14 protein-coding genes are annotated in these 18,730 nt (G+C 63.7%); 2 read left to right on the plus strand and 12 right to left on the minus strand.

Annotated features, from left to right (window positions below; translation table 11 throughout):
* Nucleotides 1-14 precede the first annotated feature (14 nt).
* From IB235_RS12695 to IB235_RS12705, 3 genes are all read right to left on the minus strand, one after another.
* A complete protein-coding gene (locus IB235_RS12695) occupies nucleotides 15-983 on the minus strand; it encodes an ABC transporter permease (protein ID WP_155040250.1) in 969 nt (322 codons plus the stop codon).
* Nucleotides 984-1,328: 345 nt separating this feature from the next.
* Nucleotides 1,329-2,030 (minus strand): aspartate/glutamate racemase family protein, encoded by a 702-nt coding sequence (locus tag IB235_RS12700; protein ID WP_155040251.1) that lies wholly within the window; start codon nucleotides 2,028-2,030, stop codon nucleotides 1,329-1,331.
* 1 nt (nucleotide 2,031) lies between these two features.
* Nucleotides 2,032-2,658, minus strand: coding sequence for a flavin reductase family protein (locus IB235_RS12705; RefSeq protein WP_155040252.1), 627 nt, complete (start codon nucleotides 2,656-2,658; stop codon nucleotides 2,032-2,034).
* Nucleotides 2,659-2,798: 140 nt separating this feature from the next.
* On the opposite strand from IB235_RS12705, the gene IB235_RS12710 reads away from it, so the two are divergent.
* A complete protein-coding gene (locus IB235_RS12710; RefSeq protein ID WP_155040253.1) occupies nucleotides 2,799-3,476 on the plus strand; it encodes a GntR family transcriptional regulator in 678 nt (225 codons plus the stop codon).
* A 41-nt stretch (nucleotides 3,477-3,517) separates the two neighbouring features.
* Here the strand turns inward: IB235_RS12710 and IB235_RS12715 are convergent, their stop codons facing one another.
* The 5 genes from IB235_RS12715 to IB235_RS12735 all read right to left on the minus strand — a co-directional run bounded on the left by IB235_RS12715 (nucleotide 3,518) and on the right by IB235_RS12735 (nucleotide 11,721).
* Nucleotides 3,518-5,416: a tyrosine-protein phosphatase gene (locus IB235_RS12715; protein ID WP_225612286.1), complete on the minus strand. Its 1,899-nt coding sequence runs from the start codon at nucleotides 5,414-5,416 to the stop codon at nucleotides 3,518-3,520.
* 152 nt (nucleotides 5,417-5,568) lie between these two features.
* Entirely contained in the window at nucleotides 5,569-5,985 is a 417-nt protein-coding gene (gene mce, locus IB235_RS12720) for a methylmalonyl-CoA epimerase (protein ID WP_192337055.1), read from the minus strand.
* Between the two features lie 8 nt (nucleotides 5,986-5,993).
* The gene (gene scpA / locus IB235_RS12725; protein ID WP_192337056.1) at nucleotides 5,994-8,129 is read right to left on the minus strand and encodes a methylmalonyl-CoA mutase; all 2,136 of its coding nucleotides are present in this window, start codon (nucleotides 8,127-8,129) and stop codon (nucleotides 5,994-5,996) included.
* 14 nt (nucleotides 8,130-8,143) lie between these two features.
* Complete coding sequence (locus IB235_RS12730; protein ID WP_192337163.1) at nucleotides 8,144-10,141, minus strand: acetyl/propionyl/methylcrotonyl-CoA carboxylase subunit alpha; 1,998 nt, start codon at nucleotides 10,139-10,141, stop codon at nucleotides 8,144-8,146.
* A 47-nt stretch (nucleotides 10,142-10,188) separates the two neighbouring features.
* Nucleotides 10,189-11,721: an acyl-CoA carboxylase subunit beta gene (locus IB235_RS12735; protein ID WP_192337057.1), complete on the minus strand. Its 1,533-nt coding sequence runs from the start codon at nucleotides 11,719-11,721 to the stop codon at nucleotides 10,189-10,191.
* A 113-nt stretch (nucleotides 11,722-11,834) separates the two neighbouring features.
* Between IB235_RS12735 and IB235_RS12740 the strand changes: the two genes are divergently transcribed.
* Entirely contained in the window at nucleotides 11,835-13,232 is a 1,398-nt protein-coding gene (locus IB235_RS12740) for a short-chain fatty acyl-CoA regulator family protein (RefSeq protein ID WP_155040258.1), read from the plus strand.
* Here the strand turns inward: IB235_RS12740 and IB235_RS12745 are convergent.
* The 4 genes from IB235_RS12745 to IB235_RS12760 all read right to left on the minus strand — a co-directional run bounded on the left by IB235_RS12745 (nucleotide 13,217) and on the right by IB235_RS12760 (nucleotide 18,730).
* Nucleotides 13,217-14,197 carry a phosphate acetyltransferase gene (locus IB235_RS12745; protein WP_192337058.1) on the minus strand — a complete coding sequence of 327 codons (981 nt, stop codon included), beginning with the start codon at nucleotides 14,195-14,197 and terminating at the stop codon, nucleotides 13,217-13,219. The genes IB235_RS12740 and IB235_RS12745 overlap by 16 nt on opposite strands.
* A 114-nt stretch (nucleotides 14,198-14,311) precedes the next feature.
* Complete coding sequence (locus IB235_RS12750; RefSeq protein ID WP_155040260.1) at nucleotides 14,312-15,424, minus strand: YeiH family protein; 1,113 nt, start codon at nucleotides 15,422-15,424, stop codon at nucleotides 14,312-14,314.
* Nucleotides 15,425-15,544: 120 nt separating this feature from the next.
* Nucleotides 15,545-17,326, minus strand: a complete 1,782-nt coding sequence (gene xsc / locus IB235_RS12755; protein ID WP_192337059.1) for a sulfoacetaldehyde acetyltransferase — start codon at nucleotides 17,324-17,326, stop codon at nucleotides 15,545-15,547.
* A gap of 12 nt (nucleotides 17,327-17,338) precedes the next feature.
* Nucleotides 17,339-18,730 (minus strand): FAD-dependent oxidoreductase, encoded by a 1,392-nt coding sequence (locus IB235_RS12760; RefSeq protein ID WP_192337164.1) that lies wholly within the window; start codon nucleotides 18,728-18,730, stop codon nucleotides 17,339-17,341.

An 18,730-nucleotide genomic window follows, 5' to 3' on the forward strand; every position in this document is an offset into this window, starting at 1 on the left:
GATTGGCCTCCCGTTCACTTGGCGCTGCGCAGGCGGGGGTCGATGACCGCATAGGCGATGTCGACCATGGTGTTCAGGAACACGAAGATGAAGGCGACGATGCACAGATAGGCCGCCATCACCGGGATATCGATGAAGGTCACCGCCTGAATGAACAGCATCCCCATGCCCGGCCACTGGAACACCGTCTCGGTGATCAGGGCAAAGGCGATCAGCGTGCCGATATTCATCGCCGTCAGCGTCACCACCGGCATCAGGCAATTGCGCAGCGCATGGCGGAAATAGATCCTGTGGCGGCTGATGCCCCGGGCGCGGGCGAATTTCACGTAATCCGAGCGCATGACCTCAAGCATCTCGGCCCGGACAAGGCGCATGATCAGCGTCACCTGATAAAGCGAGAGTGAGATCGAGGGCAGGACCAGCGCCATCAGCCCGGTCTTGGTCAGAAAGCCCGTCGACCACCAGCCCAGGTCGATGACGTCGCCGCGCCCGAAGGCCGGGAATATGCCTAGCGTCACCGAGAAGACCAGGATCAGCAGGATGCCGACCACGAAACTGGGCAGCGAGACCCCGATGATCGAGCCGAATTGCAGGAATTCCGAATACCATTTCCCGCGCTGGATCGCGGTCAGCACGCCCAAAGGCAGGCCGATCAGCAAGGAAAGAATGGTCGCGACGATCACCAGTTCCATCGTGGCGGGAAAACGCTCGGCGATCAGGCCAAGCACTTCCTGGCCGTTGCGGTAGGAAATCCCGAATTCGCCCTGCGCGGCATTGGCCACGAAGCGGGCATACTGAACCGCGAAGCTGTCATTCAGACCCAGATTTTCGCGCATCAGGGCACGGTCGGCCTCGGTCGTCTGCTCGGTGGACATCATGTCGACCGGGTCGCCGGCAAGGCGGAAGATCAGGAAGGCCAGAAAGGCGACGGCCAGCATGACCATCGCGGCATTGGCCAGTTTCTTGATGATGAAAACCAGCATGCGTCACCCCCGTCCGGTCAGGCGCTTTAGCCGAAGCGATTGGCGGGCGGCCATTGCGTCACGACCGGCCATCAGGTGGGAACCGAGGCCGGACACACGCCAGCTTGCGAAGGCGCTGACCGCGCCAGAGGAAGGTATCCCGGTTTCATCTTGTCGCTCCCTTGGTCTGCATGTTGCTGCAGCTTTGATCACGACCCTAACGGTGTCGGCATGTCTGTCAATCATTTTGTCGACAATCAGGGCGACAATAGTTTACCAGATGTCCTCGGATTGAGCAGGCGATGCAAAAAAGGGCCGCCCTGAAGGCAGCCCTGATACGGTCATATTGTCGTCCGGTCGCGCCAGTCAGTCCTTGATCCGCGGGAAGCCATAGGCATTGGCCTTGGACGTTCTCAGCCCGCTGCCAATCAGCGCTTCGGCCATCTTGGTGGCGATGATGACGCCGTCGATGACCACTACGCCGGTGGCCTTGGTCAGATCGTCGGTCATCTCGGACATGCCGGCGCAGCCCAGCACGACGGCTTCGGCACCGTCCTCGTCGCGGGCGCGTTCGATTTCGGCGACCAGCAGGCTGAAGGCGTGCTGGGTTTCGGTTTCCAGCGCCAGCACCGGCAGGTCGATGCAGCGCACGCGACGGCAATGCTGGCTGGCCCCGTAGCGATGCACCAGATCCTCGATCGCCGGGACCGAGCGCGGCAGCGTCGTGACGATTGAGAATCGCTTCGCCAGCACCATCGCCGCCTGCACGCCCGCCTGACAGATGCCGATGACCGGACCGCTGGCGATCTCGCGCGCGGCATCAAGACCGGGATCGTCGAAACAGGCGATCACCGTGGCCTGTGCGCCGCCCGCCTCGGCCATGCGAATCTGCGCCAGCATTGACGGCACGGACAACGCCTCATCCGAGAAACCCTCAATGCTGGCGGGCGATCCGATGCCGGTCGCGCCCTCGATCACGGTCAGCGGCCCGGCCACACGGCGGGCGCTTTCAACCGCCGTATCGGTCATGGAGGCGGTGGAATTCGGGTTGATCACAAAGACATGCATCTTAATCCACCCGCCTCAGCAGATCTTCCAGACGTGGCGGCTTCAGCACGAATTGCTGGTCCGAAACGATGTAATTATCGGCATGCAGCCGCGCGATGGGCTGATAGGTCTGGGGATCTACATAGCGGCCCTCGGCGTCCAGACAGTCGCGGCGGACATGCATATGGACGACCTCGCCCAGCACCAACACGCGCTTGGGGTATTCGATCAGCCGTTCGACCCGGCATTCCATGGCGCAGGGGCTGGCGGGAATCCATGATGAGCCGACCTGCACGCCCGGCGACACTGTCTCGCCCGCAAGGGCCAGTTCATCCACATCGCTTTCCGCGCCCAGCCCGCAGATCAGCATCGTCTGCGACAGGGCCATGTCCACCATGTTGACGGTGAACTCACCAGTACGCCGGATATTGGCGACGGTATCCTTCTCGCGCCCGTCCGCGCGGGGCTGGATGCCAAGCACGACAATCGCCGGATCATGCGAGAAGACGTTGAAGAAGCTCATCGGCGCGCCATTGTCATGGCCTTCGACCGCGCGTGTCGTGACCAGTGCAATCGGCCTTGGCCCGATGAAATTCGTGAGCAGCCGATAGCGATCCATCGGCTCGATCTTGGTGAAATCAAATTCCATGGTGGATCTTTGAACCCCTTTGCGACAGTTCGTTCGCTATAAATGTCAACTATATTGTCGACAATGATGCCAGCATTTCTTCTGGACCAGAAGAGGAAAAATCGGCTAGTTTCGGTATTGCATTGTTATTCAGGACACCTATGGACGCGCTTACCGCCGAACAGATTGCCGAGCGGATCTGGCTCTCGATCGCAGAACGCCGCCTGCGCCCCGGAATGCGACTGAAGGAAGCCGAGCTGGCCGAGGTCTTTGGCATCAGCCGCGCCCGTGTCCGTCAGGTTCTGGCCATGCTGGAACGCGAAGGGCTGGTCACCAGCGAGGTCAACAAGGGTGCCTTCGTCGCCGAACCCAATGTCGAGGAAGCGCGCGACATCTTTCATATCCGCCGCTCGGTCGAACAACGGGTCATCGAAAGACTGATGGACCGGCTGGACGAAAGCAAGCTGGATGCGATGGTCGCGCATGTCGAACAAGAGCGCGTCGCCAATGCCGAAAACGACCAGCGCGCAATCATCAAGCTGTCGGGCGGCTTTCACATGATGCTGGCCGAGATGGCGCAGGCCGATTTCCTGTGCGGGCTGATGCGCGACCTGATCGGGCGCAGCTCATTGATCACCGCCGCCTTCCGCGATTCCGACAAGTATAATTGCGGGCCGGACGAGCATGAGGAGATTATCACCCATCTGCGTAGCGGCGACGTGAAGGCGGCGAAAAAGGCGATGGCGCATCACCTTGATCATGTCGAAAAAGAACTGCGCCTGTCGGGCGAGCGGGAGGCCGCGAAAAGCCTGAAAGACGCGCTGCTGGGCGGGGCCTAGCGGGTATGGCCTCCGGCGCGAAAATGCCGGAGGCCGCTTTCTTAGAAGGAATAGCTGGCCGAGAGCATCCCGCCGGAATTCCCGTCCTGATAATTCCCTTCGGCAGACAGCGTCAGCCGGTCAAGTTTCGCGCTGATCGATGCGCCCGCCCGGAACACGTCGCGGCTGTCAAAGGCCGAGACCTGTTCGACTGGAATCCCCTCGATCCGGCCGGTGCTGCTGGTGGCAGCATCATCCAGCGCATGTTCGTAACCGATATTCAGTGCCGGAGAGACGCTCCAATTCCCCATGGCGGTCGGCTTCGCCTCAAGCTCGACCCCCAGCAGCAGGTCGCGGCGGCTTTCGCTGAGCGCATCGACATCCAAGGCCAGCTCGCTGCCGGTCTCGGTAAAGCCGTCGCGCTTCAGATGGCTGAAGCGGATGCCGACGGTCGGGGTGACGCGATAGTCCGCCGTCACATGGTCATAGCCCAGTTTCAGGCTGGCCCCGTAAAGGTTGCCGTCGGTGCTGCCCTTGGCCGTGCCCAGACCGCCGCCGATCTGGCGGGTGCTGTCATAGTCGAACTTCGCGGCGGTCACGTTGGCCGAAACGAATGTCCCCTGATCGAGGCTGTCAAAGCCATAGCGGCCACCCGCCGTGACAAAGATCTGATCGGTATCGGCCTGACCCTCGGCCGACGAGGTCGACCCCTGCAGCGTGCCCGCCCCGGCATAGGCCGCGATCTGTCCGTCGAAACGCTTGCTCATCCCCATCATGAAGCCGTTGACATCGCCGTCGCTGCTGGCAATGCCCGAACGCGCGTCCTGATCGTCCTGAAAGCTGAGCCCCTTGGTCCAAAACTGGCTTTGGCCATCCGCCATCGCGCGACCGGTGGCATAGGGCAGGGCGCTGTCGATCAGGCCGATTTCACGCAGCAGCGAACTGGCCGCATCGGCATGGACCTGACCGCCGACAGTCGCCTCGACCCCGCCCAGCGTGCCCGCGTCGATCGCCGATTGCAGGTAATAGTTGTAGTCGGTGTAGCGGCCGGACAGGTCGCTGTCCTGCAGGGCGCTCAGCACCTTCGCGCCTGCGGATGCGTTGCCTTTCAGATCCTGCTGCACCGGCAGTTGGTAGCGCACCATCTTGCCGCGCAGGACATAGATCGTTTCCTGCGACAGGCCCAGACCTTCGGTCAGGTAGTTCTGCATCGTGCCGTATTGGCTGGCGACTTCGTCCAGACCGGCCTGCAGATAGCTCGCCTCGACGCCCATGACCGGGCCCATGATCTCGGCATAGGCGGGGTTGGTGGCGTTCAGGTAAGCCATCGTCGCCGCGACCCGCTCGGCAGTATAGTCGTTGGTGGCCAGATAGTTCGTCATGATATCGGCGTCGCTGACCCCTGCGAGGCTTTGCAGCACCGCCGCGGTCCAGCCGGTGCGGTCCTTGCCCGCCGTGCAATGGAAAAGCGATGCACCGTCGGCTGCTGCCATGTCGTTCAGCATTCCGGCCAGACGGCTCCGCATGTCGCTGTTGTTGACATAGGCGCGCTCGCCGTCCTGCATGAAGGCGCGGGTTTCATCGGCGGTGGTCGGGTTGAAATGGACGCTGGCATTGCCCATCAGGTTGACGTTGGTATAGCTCGCGCCGGTCGGAACCCGGTCTGGTGCCGTGGCGACCTCTCCGGGCGTGCGCAGGTCATAGACATCGCTGATGCCCAGCGTGTTGACCGTCGCCAGATCCGCATCCGACAGCGTCAAAGCGTTCGAGCGATAGAACACGCCCTGCCGCATGACGCCGTTCCGGGCGGTGCTATAGGCGGTGGTCGTACCGGCAATGTCGCGGAAGTTGTCCGCGCTGGACAGGCGTGGCGTGTTGAGGGTCTCGGCAGCGACGCCCTGAGCGCTGAGAAATGCCAGCGCAAGGGCTGTCGCAGAAACCGAGGTCTTGAGGGAAAGCATAATTTCTCCAGATAGGTCCCTGATAATTCAGGGGTATTTCCGGAGGGCGGAATATGTGTCGAACCATGACAGCCGAGTGGCCGTTTTGTTAAGCTTTGATGAATTCGCTTGTCCGGGGATGCGTGACGCAGGGTCACGACGTCCTCGGCAGCCTAGCTTTCGGGCGTGTGGGGTTCCTCGAATTCGGTCAGCACTCCGAACAGGTCCGAGGGATGCGCGAACAGCACCGGATTGCCATGCGCCCCGATCTTGGGCTGGCCACCGCCCAGCACGCGGATGCCTGCATCCTGCAACTTGGCCGAGGTCGCCCCGATATCGTCCACATCGAAGCAGACGTGATGCATCCCTCCCGCAGGGTTCTTCTGCATGAACTTGTCGATCGGAGAGCCCTCGCCATAGGCCTCCAGCAGCTCCAGCTTGACGTTGCCGAACTCAAGAAAGACGACGCGGACGCCATGTTCGGGCAGGGTCTGCGGTTCCGAGACGGTGACGCCCAGATTGCGCCAAGTCTGGGCGGCAAGCTCCAGATCGGGGACCGCGATGGCGATGTGATTGACGCGCTTGATCATCGAAAGCCTCAATTGTTGCGGATCTTGCCTTCCAGCAGGTCGATCACCTTATTCGCCGCATCCAGCACGTTGGTACCGGGGCCAAAGACCGCCGCGACGCCGTTTTCCAGCAGGAAATCATAATCCTGCCGCGGGATGACCCCACCGACCACGACGATGACATGGCTTGCGCCCTTCTGCTTCAGCGCCTCGATCAGTTGCGGGGCCAGCGTCCGGTGCCCCGCCGCGAGCGAGGACATGCCGACCACCTGCACCTTTTCGCGGATGGCCAGATCGGCAGCCTCGCTTGGGGTCTGGAACAGCGGCCCGGCGACCACGTCAAAGCCCATATCGCCAAAGGCCGAGGCGATGACCTTGGCACCACGATCATGGCCGTCCTGACCCAGCTTGGCGATCATCACCTTGGGCTTGCCCGCATTCCGGCTGTAGCTGTCCAGACGCGTGGTCAGCGTCTTGTATTCGGGGTCGTTGTCATGGGCGGGGCCATAGACGCCGCCGACCACCTCGGGCAGGGCCGAGTGGTCGCCAAAGATCTGCCGCATGGCGTTCGAGATTTCGCCCACAGTCGCGCGGGCGCGGGCGGCATCGACCGCGGCGGCCAACAGATTGCCCTGACCGCTGCGTGCGACTTCGGTCAGCGCCTCTAGCGTAGCTTCGACTTTTTGCGGGTCGCGCTGGCGGCGGACATCGGCCAGCCGCCGGATCTGCGCGTCGCGGACGGCGGTATTGTCGATGGCAAGAATGTCGATGGGTTCTTCGTTATCCAGCCGGTATTTGTTGACGCCGACGATGACTTCCTCGCCCCGGTCGACCGCCGCCTGACGGCGGGTTGCGGCCTGTTCGATCAGGCGCTTGGGCAGACCCTCGGTCACGGCCTTGGTCATGCCGCCCATCTCTTCGACTTCCTCGATCAGCGCCCATGCCTTTTCGGCCAATTCGTTGGTCAGGCTTTCGACGTAATAGGAGCCAGCCAGCGGATCGACGACATTGGTGACGCCGGTTTCATGCTGCAGGATCAGCTGGGTATTGCGGGCGATCCGGGCCGAGAAATCGGTGGGCAGCGCGATCGCCTCATCCAGCGCATTGGTATGCAGCGATTGCGTGCCGCCAAGCGCCGCCGACAGCGCCTCATAGGCGGTGCGGATGATGTTGTTGTAGGGGTCCTGTTCCTGCAGCGACACGCCCGAGGTCTGGCAATGCGTGCGCAGCATCAGCGAGGACGGCTTTTTCGGCTGGAATTCGGCCATGATGCGCGACCACAGCAGGCGGGCGGCGCGCAGTTTCGCCGCTTCCATGAAGAAATTCATGCCGATGGCGAAAAAGAACGACAGCCGCCCGGCGAATTCGTCGACATCCAGCCCCTTGGCCAGCGCCGCCCGGACATATTCGCGCCCATCGGCTAGGGTGAAGGCCAGTTCCTGCACCAGCGTCGAGCCCGCTTCCTGCATGTGGTAGCCGGAAATCGAGATCGAGTTGAAGCGTGGCATCTCTCGCGCGGTGTATTCGATGATGTCGGCCACGATCCGCATCGAGGGCTCGGGCGGATAGATATAGGTGTTGCGGACCATGAACTCCTTGAGGATGTCGTTCTGGATCGTCCCGGACAGTGCGGCGCGCGGGCAGCCCTGCTCCTCGCCCGCGACGATGAAACTGGCAAGGATCGGGATGACCGCGCCATTCATGGTCATGGACACGGACATGTCCTTCAGCGGAATGCCGTCGAACAGGATCTTCATGTCCTCGACGGAATCGATGGCGACGCCCGCCTTTCCGACATCGCCTTCGACGCGGGGATGGTCGCTGTCATAACCGCGATGGGTGGCCAGATCGAAGGCGACCGACAGGCCCTTCTGCCCGGCGGCAAGGTTGCGGCGGTAGAAGGCGTTCGATTCCTCGGCAGTGGAAAACCCGGCATATTGCCGGATCGTCCAGGGTCGGCCCGCATACATGGTCGCGCGCGGGCCGCGCACAAAGGGGGCAAAGCCCGGCAGGCTGTCCAGATGGCCGACGCCCTCCAGATCCTCGGCGGTGTAAAGCGGCTTGACCGCGATCCCTTCCGGCGTGTTCCAGACCAGCGTTTCCGGCGACGCCTTCAATTCGCGTTCGGCCAAAGCGTCCCAGTCGTTGAGGTTCTTCTTGGACATGGTCGGCCCCTTCGTCATTCGAATTCCATGATCAGCTCGTCCACGGCAAGGCTTTGGCCCGCGCTGACGGCGATGCGCTTGACGATGGCCCGGCGCTCGGCGCGCAGGATGTTTTCCATCTTCATCGCCTCGACCGTGGCCAAGGTCTGGCCTTCCTCGACCTGCTCACCTTCGGAGACGGCCACAGTGGTGACGATCCCCGGCATCGGGCATAGCAGCATCCGCGAGGTGTCGGGTGGTGTTTTTACCGGCATCAGCCGCGCCAGTTCCGCGATGCGCGGGCTGCGGACATGGACGCGGGTGTCGATGCCGCGCCAGCGCAGCCGGATGGCCGAGCCGATCAGATCGACCTTGACCCCCATCGGCACCGCATCGACCAGGAACGTCCCGTGGCTATGGCCGGGAATCCAGCGGCCCGAAACCGACAGGCTGGTCCCGTCGCTGAACCGCGCCGAAAGACCATCGGCCGAGGTGTCCAGCTTCAACGCCTGCTCACCGCCGGGAAAGGTCACCACCCAGTCACGGCCCGGATTGTGGCGATGCAGCGTGCCGGAAATCTCGGTCGCCCGCGCGCGCAGGGTCTGGTTGATCAGCGCGGCGACAGCGGCCAGCTTGCGATGGTCCTGGGGCGTGGGCTGAACGCCGGTGAAGCCGTCGGGGAATTCATCGGCGATATAGGCGGTGGTCAGGCGCCCGGCCTGAAAGCGTTCCTGACCCATGACCGCAGACAGGAAAGGCAGGTTGTTGCCGCAGCCCTCGACCTCGAAATCGTCAAGTGCTGCTTCCATGGCGGCGATGGCGCGGGGGCGGTCCTTGGCCCATGTGCACAGCTTCGCGATCATCGGATCGTAATAGATCGAGATCTCGCCGCCCTCGAACACCCCGGTATCGTTGCGGATGACCGAGCCGTCATCGCGCCGCCCCTCGACCGGCGGACGATAACGCGTCAACCGCCCGACCGAGGGCAGGAAGTTGCGATAGGGGTCCTCGGCATATAGCCGCGACTCGATGGCCCAGCCGTTCAGCTTCACATCGCTCTGGGCAAAGCTCAGCGTCTCACCCGCGGCGACCCGGATCATCTGTTCGACCAGATCGATGCCGGTCACCAGTTCCGTCACCGGATGTTCGACCTGCAGCCGGGTGTTCATTTCGAGGAAATAGAAATTCCGGTCGCCATCGACGATGAACTCCACCGTCCCAGCCGAGAAATATCCGACCGCCTTGGCCAGCGCGACTGCCTGCTCGCCCATGGCCTTGCGGGTGGCGGCGTCAAGGAAGGGCGAGGGCGCTTCCTCGATGACCTTCTGGTTGCGGCGCTGGATCGAACATTCGCGCTCACCCAGATACAGCGTGTTGCCATGCTGGTCGCCCAGAACCTGAATTTCGATATGGCGGGGTTGGGTGACGAATTTCTCGATGAAGATGCGGTCATCGCCGAACGAGGACTTGGCCTCATTGCGCGAGGATTGGAAACCTTCGCGGGCCTCGGCGTCATTCCACGCGATCCGCATGCCCTTGCCGCCGCCGCCGGCGGAGGCCTTGATCATGACCGGATAACCGATGGATGACGCGATCCGCACCGCCTCATCGGCATCCTCGATCAGGTCCATATGGCCGGGAACGGTGCTGACCCCAGCCTCGGCCGCGATCTTCTTCGAGGTGATCTTGTCGCCCATCGCCTCGATCGCCCAGACCGGTGGGCCGATGAATGCCACGCCCGCCTTTTCCAGCGCGGCGGCGAAGGCCGCGTTTTCCGACAGGAAGCCGTAGCCCGGATGGACCGCATCGGCGCCGGTCTGGCGGATCGCCTCAAGAATGCGGTCGATGACGATATAGGACTGGCTGGAAGGCGCCGGGCCGATATGGACACTTTCGTCGGCCATGCGGACATGCAGGGCATCGCGGTCGGCGTCGGAATAGACCGCGACCGTCTGGATGCCCATTTTCCGTGCCGTCTTGATGACCCGGCAGGCGATCTCGCCCCGGTTGGCGATCAGGATTTTCTTGAACATGGTCTTCCCGTCGAGGTTCAGGATGTTGCCGGTCATAGCGGGCCCGGTCATAGCGGGATCGTGTCGTGTTTTTTCCAATGCGTCGTCACCTGCTTGCTGCGCAGCGCGGCAAAGGCGCGGGCAATGCGGCGACGCGAGGAATGCGGCAGGATCACCTCGTCGATGAAGCCACGCTCGGCGGCGACAAAGGGATTGGCGAAACGGGCCTCGTATTCCTTGGTCCGTGCCGCGATCTTGTCGGGGTCGCCCAGTTCGGAACGATACAGGATCTCGGTCGCGCCCTTGGCCCCCATGACGGCGATCTCGGCCGTGGGCCAGGCGTAGTTGATATCGGCCCCGATATGCTTTGACGCCATCACGTCATAGGCCCCACCATAGGCCTTGCGGGTGATCAGCGTCACCATCGGCACGGTTGCCTCGGAATAGGCGAAAAGCAGCTTCGCCCCGTGCTTGATGACCCCGCCATATTCCTGCGCCGTGCCCGGAAGGAAGCCGGGGACATCCACCAACGTCAGCAGCGGAATGGAAAACGCATCGCAGAAGCGCACGAAACGCGCCGCCTTGCGCGAACTGTCAATATCCAGACAGCCCGCCAGCACCATCGGCTGGTTGGCGACGACACCCACCGTCTGCCCCTCGAGCCGGATGAATCCGGTGATGATGTTGCGGGCGTAAGCTTCCTGAATTTCAAAGAAATCGCCCTCATCAGCCAGTGCGAGGATCAGCTCTTTCATGTCATAGGGCTTGTTGGCGCTGTCGGGGATCAGCGTGTCCAGCCGATTTGCGATACGCGCCGGATCGTCATGCGACGGACGGACCGGAGGCTTTTCGCGGTTGTTCAGCGGCAGGAAATCGAACAGCTGCCGGACGGCCTCAAGCGCCTCGATGTCATTCTCAAAGGCCGCATCCGCGACCGAGGATTTCTGGGTGTGAGTGCTAGCGCCGCCCAATTCCTCGGCGGTGACGATCTCATTGGTGACGGTTTTCGTCACGTCCGGGCCAGTCACGAACATGTAAGAGGAATCGCGGACCATGAAGATGAAATCGGTCATCGCCGGCGAATAGACCGCGCCACCCGCGCAGGGGCCCATGATAACAGAGATCTGCGGAATCACGCCCGAGACCTCGGCATTGCGGCGGAAGACCTCGGCGTAACCGGCAAGGCTGGCCACGCCTTCCTGAATGCGGGCGCCGCCGGAATCGTTCAGCCCGATGACGGGTGCGCCGACGCGCACGGCCATGTCCATGATCTTGCAGATCTTCTGTGCATGGGTTTCGGACAGGGACCCGCCCAGCACGGTGAAGTCCTGTGAAAAGACATAGACCTGCCGACCGTTGATCGTGCCCCAGCCGGTGACGACGCCGTCGCCCGCGACCTTCTGGTCGCTCATGCCGAAATCGGTGGCGCGATGGGTGACATACATGTCGAACTCCTCGAAGGAGCCCTCGTCCAGCAGGACCTCGATCCGCTCGCGCGCGGTCAGCTTGCCCTTGGCATGCTGTGCCTCGATGCGCTTTTGCCCGCCACCCAGTCTTGCCTGGGCACGGCGGTCTTCCAACTCTTCCAGAACTCGCTGCATGGACCCTCTCCTTCGGAAGATGTCTTAAGTTTAGCGCGATCCGGCAAAAAGTGTTGAACATGAATACAGGGGAATTTACAAAATCAGTAATATGAAATTGTGAAAATGCAAAAATGGCGATCGGCAAGCTCTTCATCGGCAGAAGCGTGCGCGAGCTGCGGCTGTCGCGCAAACTGAACCAGTCGCAATTCGCAGAGCGGTTGGGGATTTCGACCAGCTATCTCAACCAGATCGAAAGCAATAACCGCCCGGTTTCGGCGACGGTGCTGCTGGCGCTGGTCGACAAGTTCCAGCTGCAGGTCTCCGAGATTTCCGGGGGGGAGGGCGACCGCCTGCTCTCAGCTTTTTCCGAGGCCCTGACCGATCCGCTGTTCGAGGGGATTTCGCCCAGCGTTCAGGACCTTAAGCTGGTGGCGCAGAATGCCCCCAGCGTCGCCCATGCCCTGATCCTTGCCCATCAGGCCTACCGCCGCAGCACCGAGCGGCTGGCGGGTATAGATGAGGAACTGGCCCGCGGCATGTCCGAGGCGACGCCCTATGAGGAAGTCCGGGATTACTTCCATTTCGTCGACAATTACATCCATGACCTCGATCTGGCTGCGGAACGGCTGGCCTCCGAAATGGGGCTGCCCGAGGAATCGCTGGTCGCGCTGAAGCGCAAGCTGGAACGGCACGGGGTCGGGGTGCGCTTCCGCGCCGATGAAGGGGCGCTGCGCAGTTTCGATGCGGGTGCGTCGATCCTGTACCTGAACACCTATTCGCCCGCCCAGACCCAGCAATTCCAGATGGCAGTGCAACTGGCCCAGTTTGAGGCAGGCGAGGCCATTGCGGCCATCATCACCGCCGCCGGATTCCGCACCCCCGAGGCCAGCGAAATCTGCAAGATCGGCTTGCAGAACTATTTCGCCGGGGCGCTGCTGATGCCTTATGGTCAGTTCCTTGAAGCCGCCGCCCAGTTGCGCCACGATGTCGAACTGCTCGCCTTGCGCTTCAACTGCTCGATTGAGCAGGTTTGCCACCGGCTCTCGACGCTGCAACGACCGGGGAAAAAGGGCGTGCCGATGTTCTTTGCCCGTATTGATCGGGCAGGAAACATCACCAAGCGCCACAGCGCCACCCGGCTGCAATTCGCCCGTTTCGGCGCGGCCTGCCCGGTCTGGAACGTGCATCAGGCCTTCGAGGCGCAGGGCCGGATCATCCGGCAGATGGCGGAAACCCCCGATGGCGGGCAATATCTGTCGCTGGCATTGCAGGTGGCCAAGCGCTCAGGCGGGTTTCGCGGCCATGAAATCACCTATGCGCTGGCCTTCGGCTGCGAACGCAGCAACGCCGAGGCCTTTGTCTATGCCGATGACCTTCTGGAAAGCGCGGTGGTCAAATACGATCCGATCGGGGTGTCCTGCCGGATCTGCGAACGCGTCCGCTGCCCGAACCGCGCCTGGCCGCCGATCAAGGGCCGCATCGGTGTCGATCACCACCAGCGCATGATCGTGCCCTACGAAATCCGCTGAGCGTCGCCTGATCCCGCCAGAACCGAGGTAATGGCCGCCGCCGCCACGATATCCTCGGCCGAACAGCCCCGTGACAGATCGTTGGCGGGTTTGGCCAGACCCTGCAGGATCGGGCCGATGGCGGTCATCCCGCCCAGACGCTGCGCGATCTTGTAGCCGATATTGCCCGAGGCCAGATCTGGAAAGACAAAGACATTCGGCCGCCCGGTCAACCGGCTGCCCGGCGCTTTCTTCGCGCGGATCGCATCGTCCAGCGCGGCGTCGAATTGCAACTCGCCATCGACCTCCAGATCCGGTTCGGCTTCGCGGATCAGGCGCAGGGCCTCGCGGATGCGGTGCAGGCAGGGATGCTCGGCGGAACCGGCGGTGGAAAAGGACAGCAGCGCCACCCTCGGCGTCTCGCGCAGCACCTGCCGGCAGGATTGCGCGGCGGAACGGGCGATGGCGGCAAGCTCTGCGGCATCGGGTTCGATCACCAGCCCGCAATCGGCAAAGATCATGCCGCCCTTGATCGCGGCACCGTTCTCGCAGGCCAGCATCAGGAAGAAACTGGACACGATCCCGGCCTCGGGTGCCTTGCCAATGATCTGAATGGCGGCGCGCACCGTGTCGGCGGTGGTGGCAACGGCGCCACCGACCGTGCCATCGGCCTGTCCCAAGCGGACCCGCATCGCCGCCTGCCGGATCGGGTCGCGCATCTCCTCCAAGGCCCGCTCGGCCGTCATGCCCCGCCCGGCGCGCAGCCGGTGCCAGTGGATCGACAGCTCGACCAGATCGGGGGCATCTGCCGAACTCATCGACACCACACCGGGCAGCGCGGGCCCGTCCATCAGCGTCACCCGCGCCAGCCCTTCGCCAGCCAGCCGGATGGCGGCCTCGGAAACGCGCGGATCGCGGCCCTCGGACAGGATGATGTGACGGGGATTTTCGCGGGCGGATTGATAGATCAGGTCCAGCGGTTTCATCGGTGGCTCATGGATGAGGAAGGGTGGGTGGGCTGGCACAGGCCCGATATTCTTTCTTGTTCAAATATCCCGGGGAGATCCCGCAGGGATCGGGGCAGAGCCCCATGGCGCGGCTCAACCGATCCAATGGATTCCCCCGACCACGAACAGTCCCAGGAACAGGGTCTCGGCGACCAACAGCGCAATGGCCGTGGGCCCGACCTCCATCATCTTGCGCAACGAGGTCTTGATCCCTACCGCGGCAATGGCGACCAGCAGCGCCCAGCGGGACAGCGCGCCCGCGGCATCGGCCAGCCAGACCGGGATCAGCCCGGCCGAATTGACGGCGGCAAGCACCAGAAAACCCAGCACAAAGCCCGGCAGCAAGGGTGGGCGCTGGCCCTCGACCTGATCGGCCAGTCCACGCGCCCGGATCGCCAGCGAAAACACCAGCACGACCGGGGCCAGCATCGACACCCGGATCAGCTTGACCAGGGTCGCGGTCTCGCCGGCCTCGGGACTGATCGAAAAGCCCGCGCCGACCACTTGGGCCACGTCATGGATGGTGCCGCCCAGGAAGACCCCGGCATCGCGGGCATCCAGCCCAAAGACCTGCGCCAGCATCGGATAGATCACCATGGCCACGGTCGACAGCACCGTCACCGCCAGAACGGTAAAGACCAGATCGCGTTCGGATTTCTCGTGCCGGGGCAGGACGGCGGCAATCGCCATGGCGGCGGATGCACCGCAAATCGCCACCGCGCCGCCAGTCAGCAGGGCAAAGCGCCAGTCACGCCCGATCAGCCGGGTAACGGCCAGCGCGAACAGGATGGTCAGCACCACCCCCGCCACCACCAGCGCGATTGCGGCCCCACCCAGACCCGCCAGCATCTCGACCGAGATCCGCGCCCCCAGCAATGCCACCCCCAGCCGCAGCACGGTGCGGGCGGTAAAGCCGATGCCGGGCGCGGTGCGCGAGCCCTCATCGGCCAGAAAGTTCAGTGCCAGCCCCAGCAGCAGGGCCATCAGCATGGCAGGCGCGCCGTAATGCTCGGACAGGAACTGCGCCGTCGCCGCCACCAGAACCGAGACCGCAAGGCCGGGGAAGATCTGGCCAAGGGTCAGGCCGCCCGACAGGCGGGTAAACAGCTTGTCTGCCGCCCCGAACGAGGGCGGTTGCTTGACGGCGGGGGAAGGGCCGGAAACAGGGGCGGGATCGTGGCGCAGATCGGTGCTGGTCAGGGACATGGGCTCTCCTCGTGGCGGACCACGGGTATCGGATCAGGGCATCAGCTATCCGGCCCCGGCCCAACGGGCCGGGGGGAGGTGCAGGGATTGGCCGGGCGCAACCGCCCGGCCGGTTCTGGATCAGGCCATCGCCACTTGCGGGCGCATGTCGGCGGGATCGATCCCCGCGACCACGACCGGCTTTTTCATCGCGTCGCGGCGGAAGGGCTCGCCCAGCTCCTGGTTCAGGATCACCTCGATGAAGGTGGTTTCCTTGTTCTTCAGCTGGCGATCGACGGCCTCGTGCAGGGCCGAGGTCAGTTCCTCGGCCGAGCGGACCTGCACGCCATTCGCGCCGCAGGCCTGCGCGATCCCGGCATAGGTGGTGCCGCGATCCAGTTCGGTGCCGACGAAGTTGTTGTCATACCAGAGCGTCGTGTTGCGCTTTTCCGCGCCCCATTGGTAGTTGCGGAAGATGACCATGGTGATCGCGGGCCAATCCTCGCGGCCGCAGGCGGTCATCTCGTTCATCGAGATCCCGAAGGCACCGTCACCGGCAAAGCCGATCACCGGGGTGTCGGGGTTGCCGATCTTGGCGCCAAGGATCGCCGGGAAACCGTAGCCGCAGGGACCGAACAGGCCGGGGGCAAGGTATTTGCGGCCCGCTTCGAAGCTGGGATAGGCGTTGCCGATGGCGCAGTTGTTGCCGATGTCGCTGCTGACGATGGCCGTGGCCGGAACCGCCTGCATGATCGCGCGCCAGGCCTGACGGGGGGACATCAGCTCGGCCTCACGCGTGCGGGCGCCCGAGTTCCATTCGGTGCCCGGATCGTCATCCTCATGGTCGAGGCTCGACAGTTCCTGCGCCCAGCGGGATTTGGTCTGCGCGACCAGCGCCTTGCGCTCGGCCCGTCCGGTGTCGCCGGCATTGTCGGAAAGCTGCGCCAGAATCCCGCGCGCGACCTTGGCGGCGTCGCCCTGGATGCCGACGGTCACTTTCTTGGTCAGGCCGATGCGGTCGGCATTGATGTCGACCTGAATAACTTTGGCCTCTTTCGGCCAATAGTCGATGCCATAGCCGGGCAGGGTCGAGAACGGGTTCAGCCGCGTTCCCAGCGCCAGCACCACGTCGGCCTTGGCGATGATCTCCATCCCGGCTTTCGAGCCGTTATAGCCCAACGGCCCCATCGCCAGCGGATGCGAGCCGGGGAAGCTGTCATTATGCTGGTAGTTCGAGCAGACCGGAGCATCCAGACGCTCGGCCAGCTTGACCAGATCCGGGATCGCGCCGGACAGGACCACGCCCGCGCCGGACAGGATCACCGGGAACTTGGCCTCGGAGAGCAGCTTGGCGGCCTCGGCCACGGCTTTCTCGCCACCCGAGGGGCGCTCGAAGGCCACGACCTGCGGCAGGTCCACGTCGATGACTTGCGTCCACATGTCGCGCGGGATGTTCATCTGCGCCGGGGCCGAGTTGCGCCACGCCTGCATGATGACGCGGTTCAGCACCTCGGGGATGCGCGAGGCGTCGCGGACTTCTTCCTGATAGCAGACGCAATCGGCGAACAGGCGCATCTGCTCCATTTCCTGGAAGCCGCCCTGACCGATGGTCTTGTTGGCGGCTTGCGGCGTGACCAGCAGCAGCGGCGTGTGGTTCCAGTAGGCGGTTTTCACCGGGGTGACAAAACCGGTGACGCCCGGCCCGTTCTGGGCGATCGCCATCGACATCTTGCCGGTCGAGCGGGTGAAGCCGTCGGCCATCAGCCCGGCATTGGTTTCATGGGCGCAGTCCCAGAACTTGATCCCGGCTTTCGGGAACAGGTCGCTGACCGGCATCATGGCCGAGCCGATGATCCCGAACGCATGTTCGATCCCGTGCAGTTGCAGGACTTTGACGAAGGCTTCCTCGGTCGTCATTTTCATGGTTATGGCTCCTTATGCGCGTTCGTCGCGGTAGTGATAAAGGTGATAGAGGCCCCATTGGCCAAGGCGGCGGAAGGGAGTCTTCCAGCCCTCATGGGGAAGTTCGCTGTTGAAGATCGGCAGGTTCGGGACAGGCTCGCCCGCCACCAGCTGCGCCATGCGGCGGCCGGCCATGGCGGAATACATGACCCCGTTGCCGCCATAGCCAAGCGCATAGAAGGCGCCGGGCAGATCGGGAATGCTGGTGATGCGGGGCATCATGTCGTGGCTGACATCGACCCAGCCCCACCATGAATAATCCAGCTCGATCCCGCGCAGGGCGGGAAACTTGCGGGCCATGCCCTCCAGCAGGCCCTGCAGATGGGCGGGATTCGCCGCATCCTTGCCGGTGATCGCGGCCCGAGAGCCGATCTGCAGCCGGTTGTCCGGCAGCAGGCGATAGTAATGGCGCAACGTGCGGGTATCGGTCAGAGGCGCGCCGGTGCGGATGCCGATCGCGTCCAGCTCCGAAGGCGTCAACACGCGGGTCACGACGCTGTTCGACATGATCGGCATCAGCCGGTCGCGCAGGCGCGGATGCAGCCCGCGCGGGGCATAGGCCGCCGTCGCCACCGCCACGCGCCGGGCGCGGACAATGCCGCCGGGGGTGCGCAGGTGGTGGACACCGCCCTTGAACTCCCAACCCTGCACCGGGCTGTCGGTATGGACCCGTGCCCCCAGTTCGCGGGCGGTGCGCAGATAGCCGAAGGCCAGCTTCGCGGCATGGATGCCAGTTCCGTCCGGCTCCCACATGGCGCCCTGGGCCTCGTGGTCGTGGGCGACGGTTTCGATGACCTCCTCACGGGACAGCATCCGGGCGCGGTAGCCGAAGCTGTCGTTCAGAAGTGCCGCTTCCTTGGCCAGTGTCGGGATCAGCGCGGCTTTATGGGCGATGTAGTAATGCCCGCCTTCTTGGGGCTGGCAGTCGATGGCATGGTCGCGGATCAGCCCGCGGAACAGGTCGAAGGCCTCGACCATCTCGGCATGCAGGCCGCGGGCGACGTTCAGGCCCCAGCGGTCGATCCATTGGCTGCGCTTCAGGCGCCCGGCGCTGATCTGGGCCTGACCGCCATTGCGGGTCGAGCAGCCGAAGGCCACGCCATTCGCCTCAAGCACCACGGCCTTGATGCCATGCGCCTTGGCCAGATGGATGGCGGTCGAAAGGCCGGTATAGCCCGAGCCGATGATCGCCACGTCCACATCCATGTCGCCGGTGACGGGGCCGTCATCCTGCGGTGCCGGACCGGCGGTGCCGATCCAGTAGGTGGGCGCGTAGTCGCTGCGCGGGCCAAGGCCGCGCGCATGCAGCGGGTCGTAAAGCGGGTCAAAGGGCAGGGAACCCGTGCGTCTGGCGATGGGCTGCAT

The organism is Paracoccus sp. PAR01 (assembly GCF_014851995.1).
Taxonomy (GTDB): domain Bacteria; phylum Pseudomonadota; class Alphaproteobacteria; order Rhodobacterales; family Rhodobacteraceae; genus Paracoccus; species Paracoccus litorisediminis.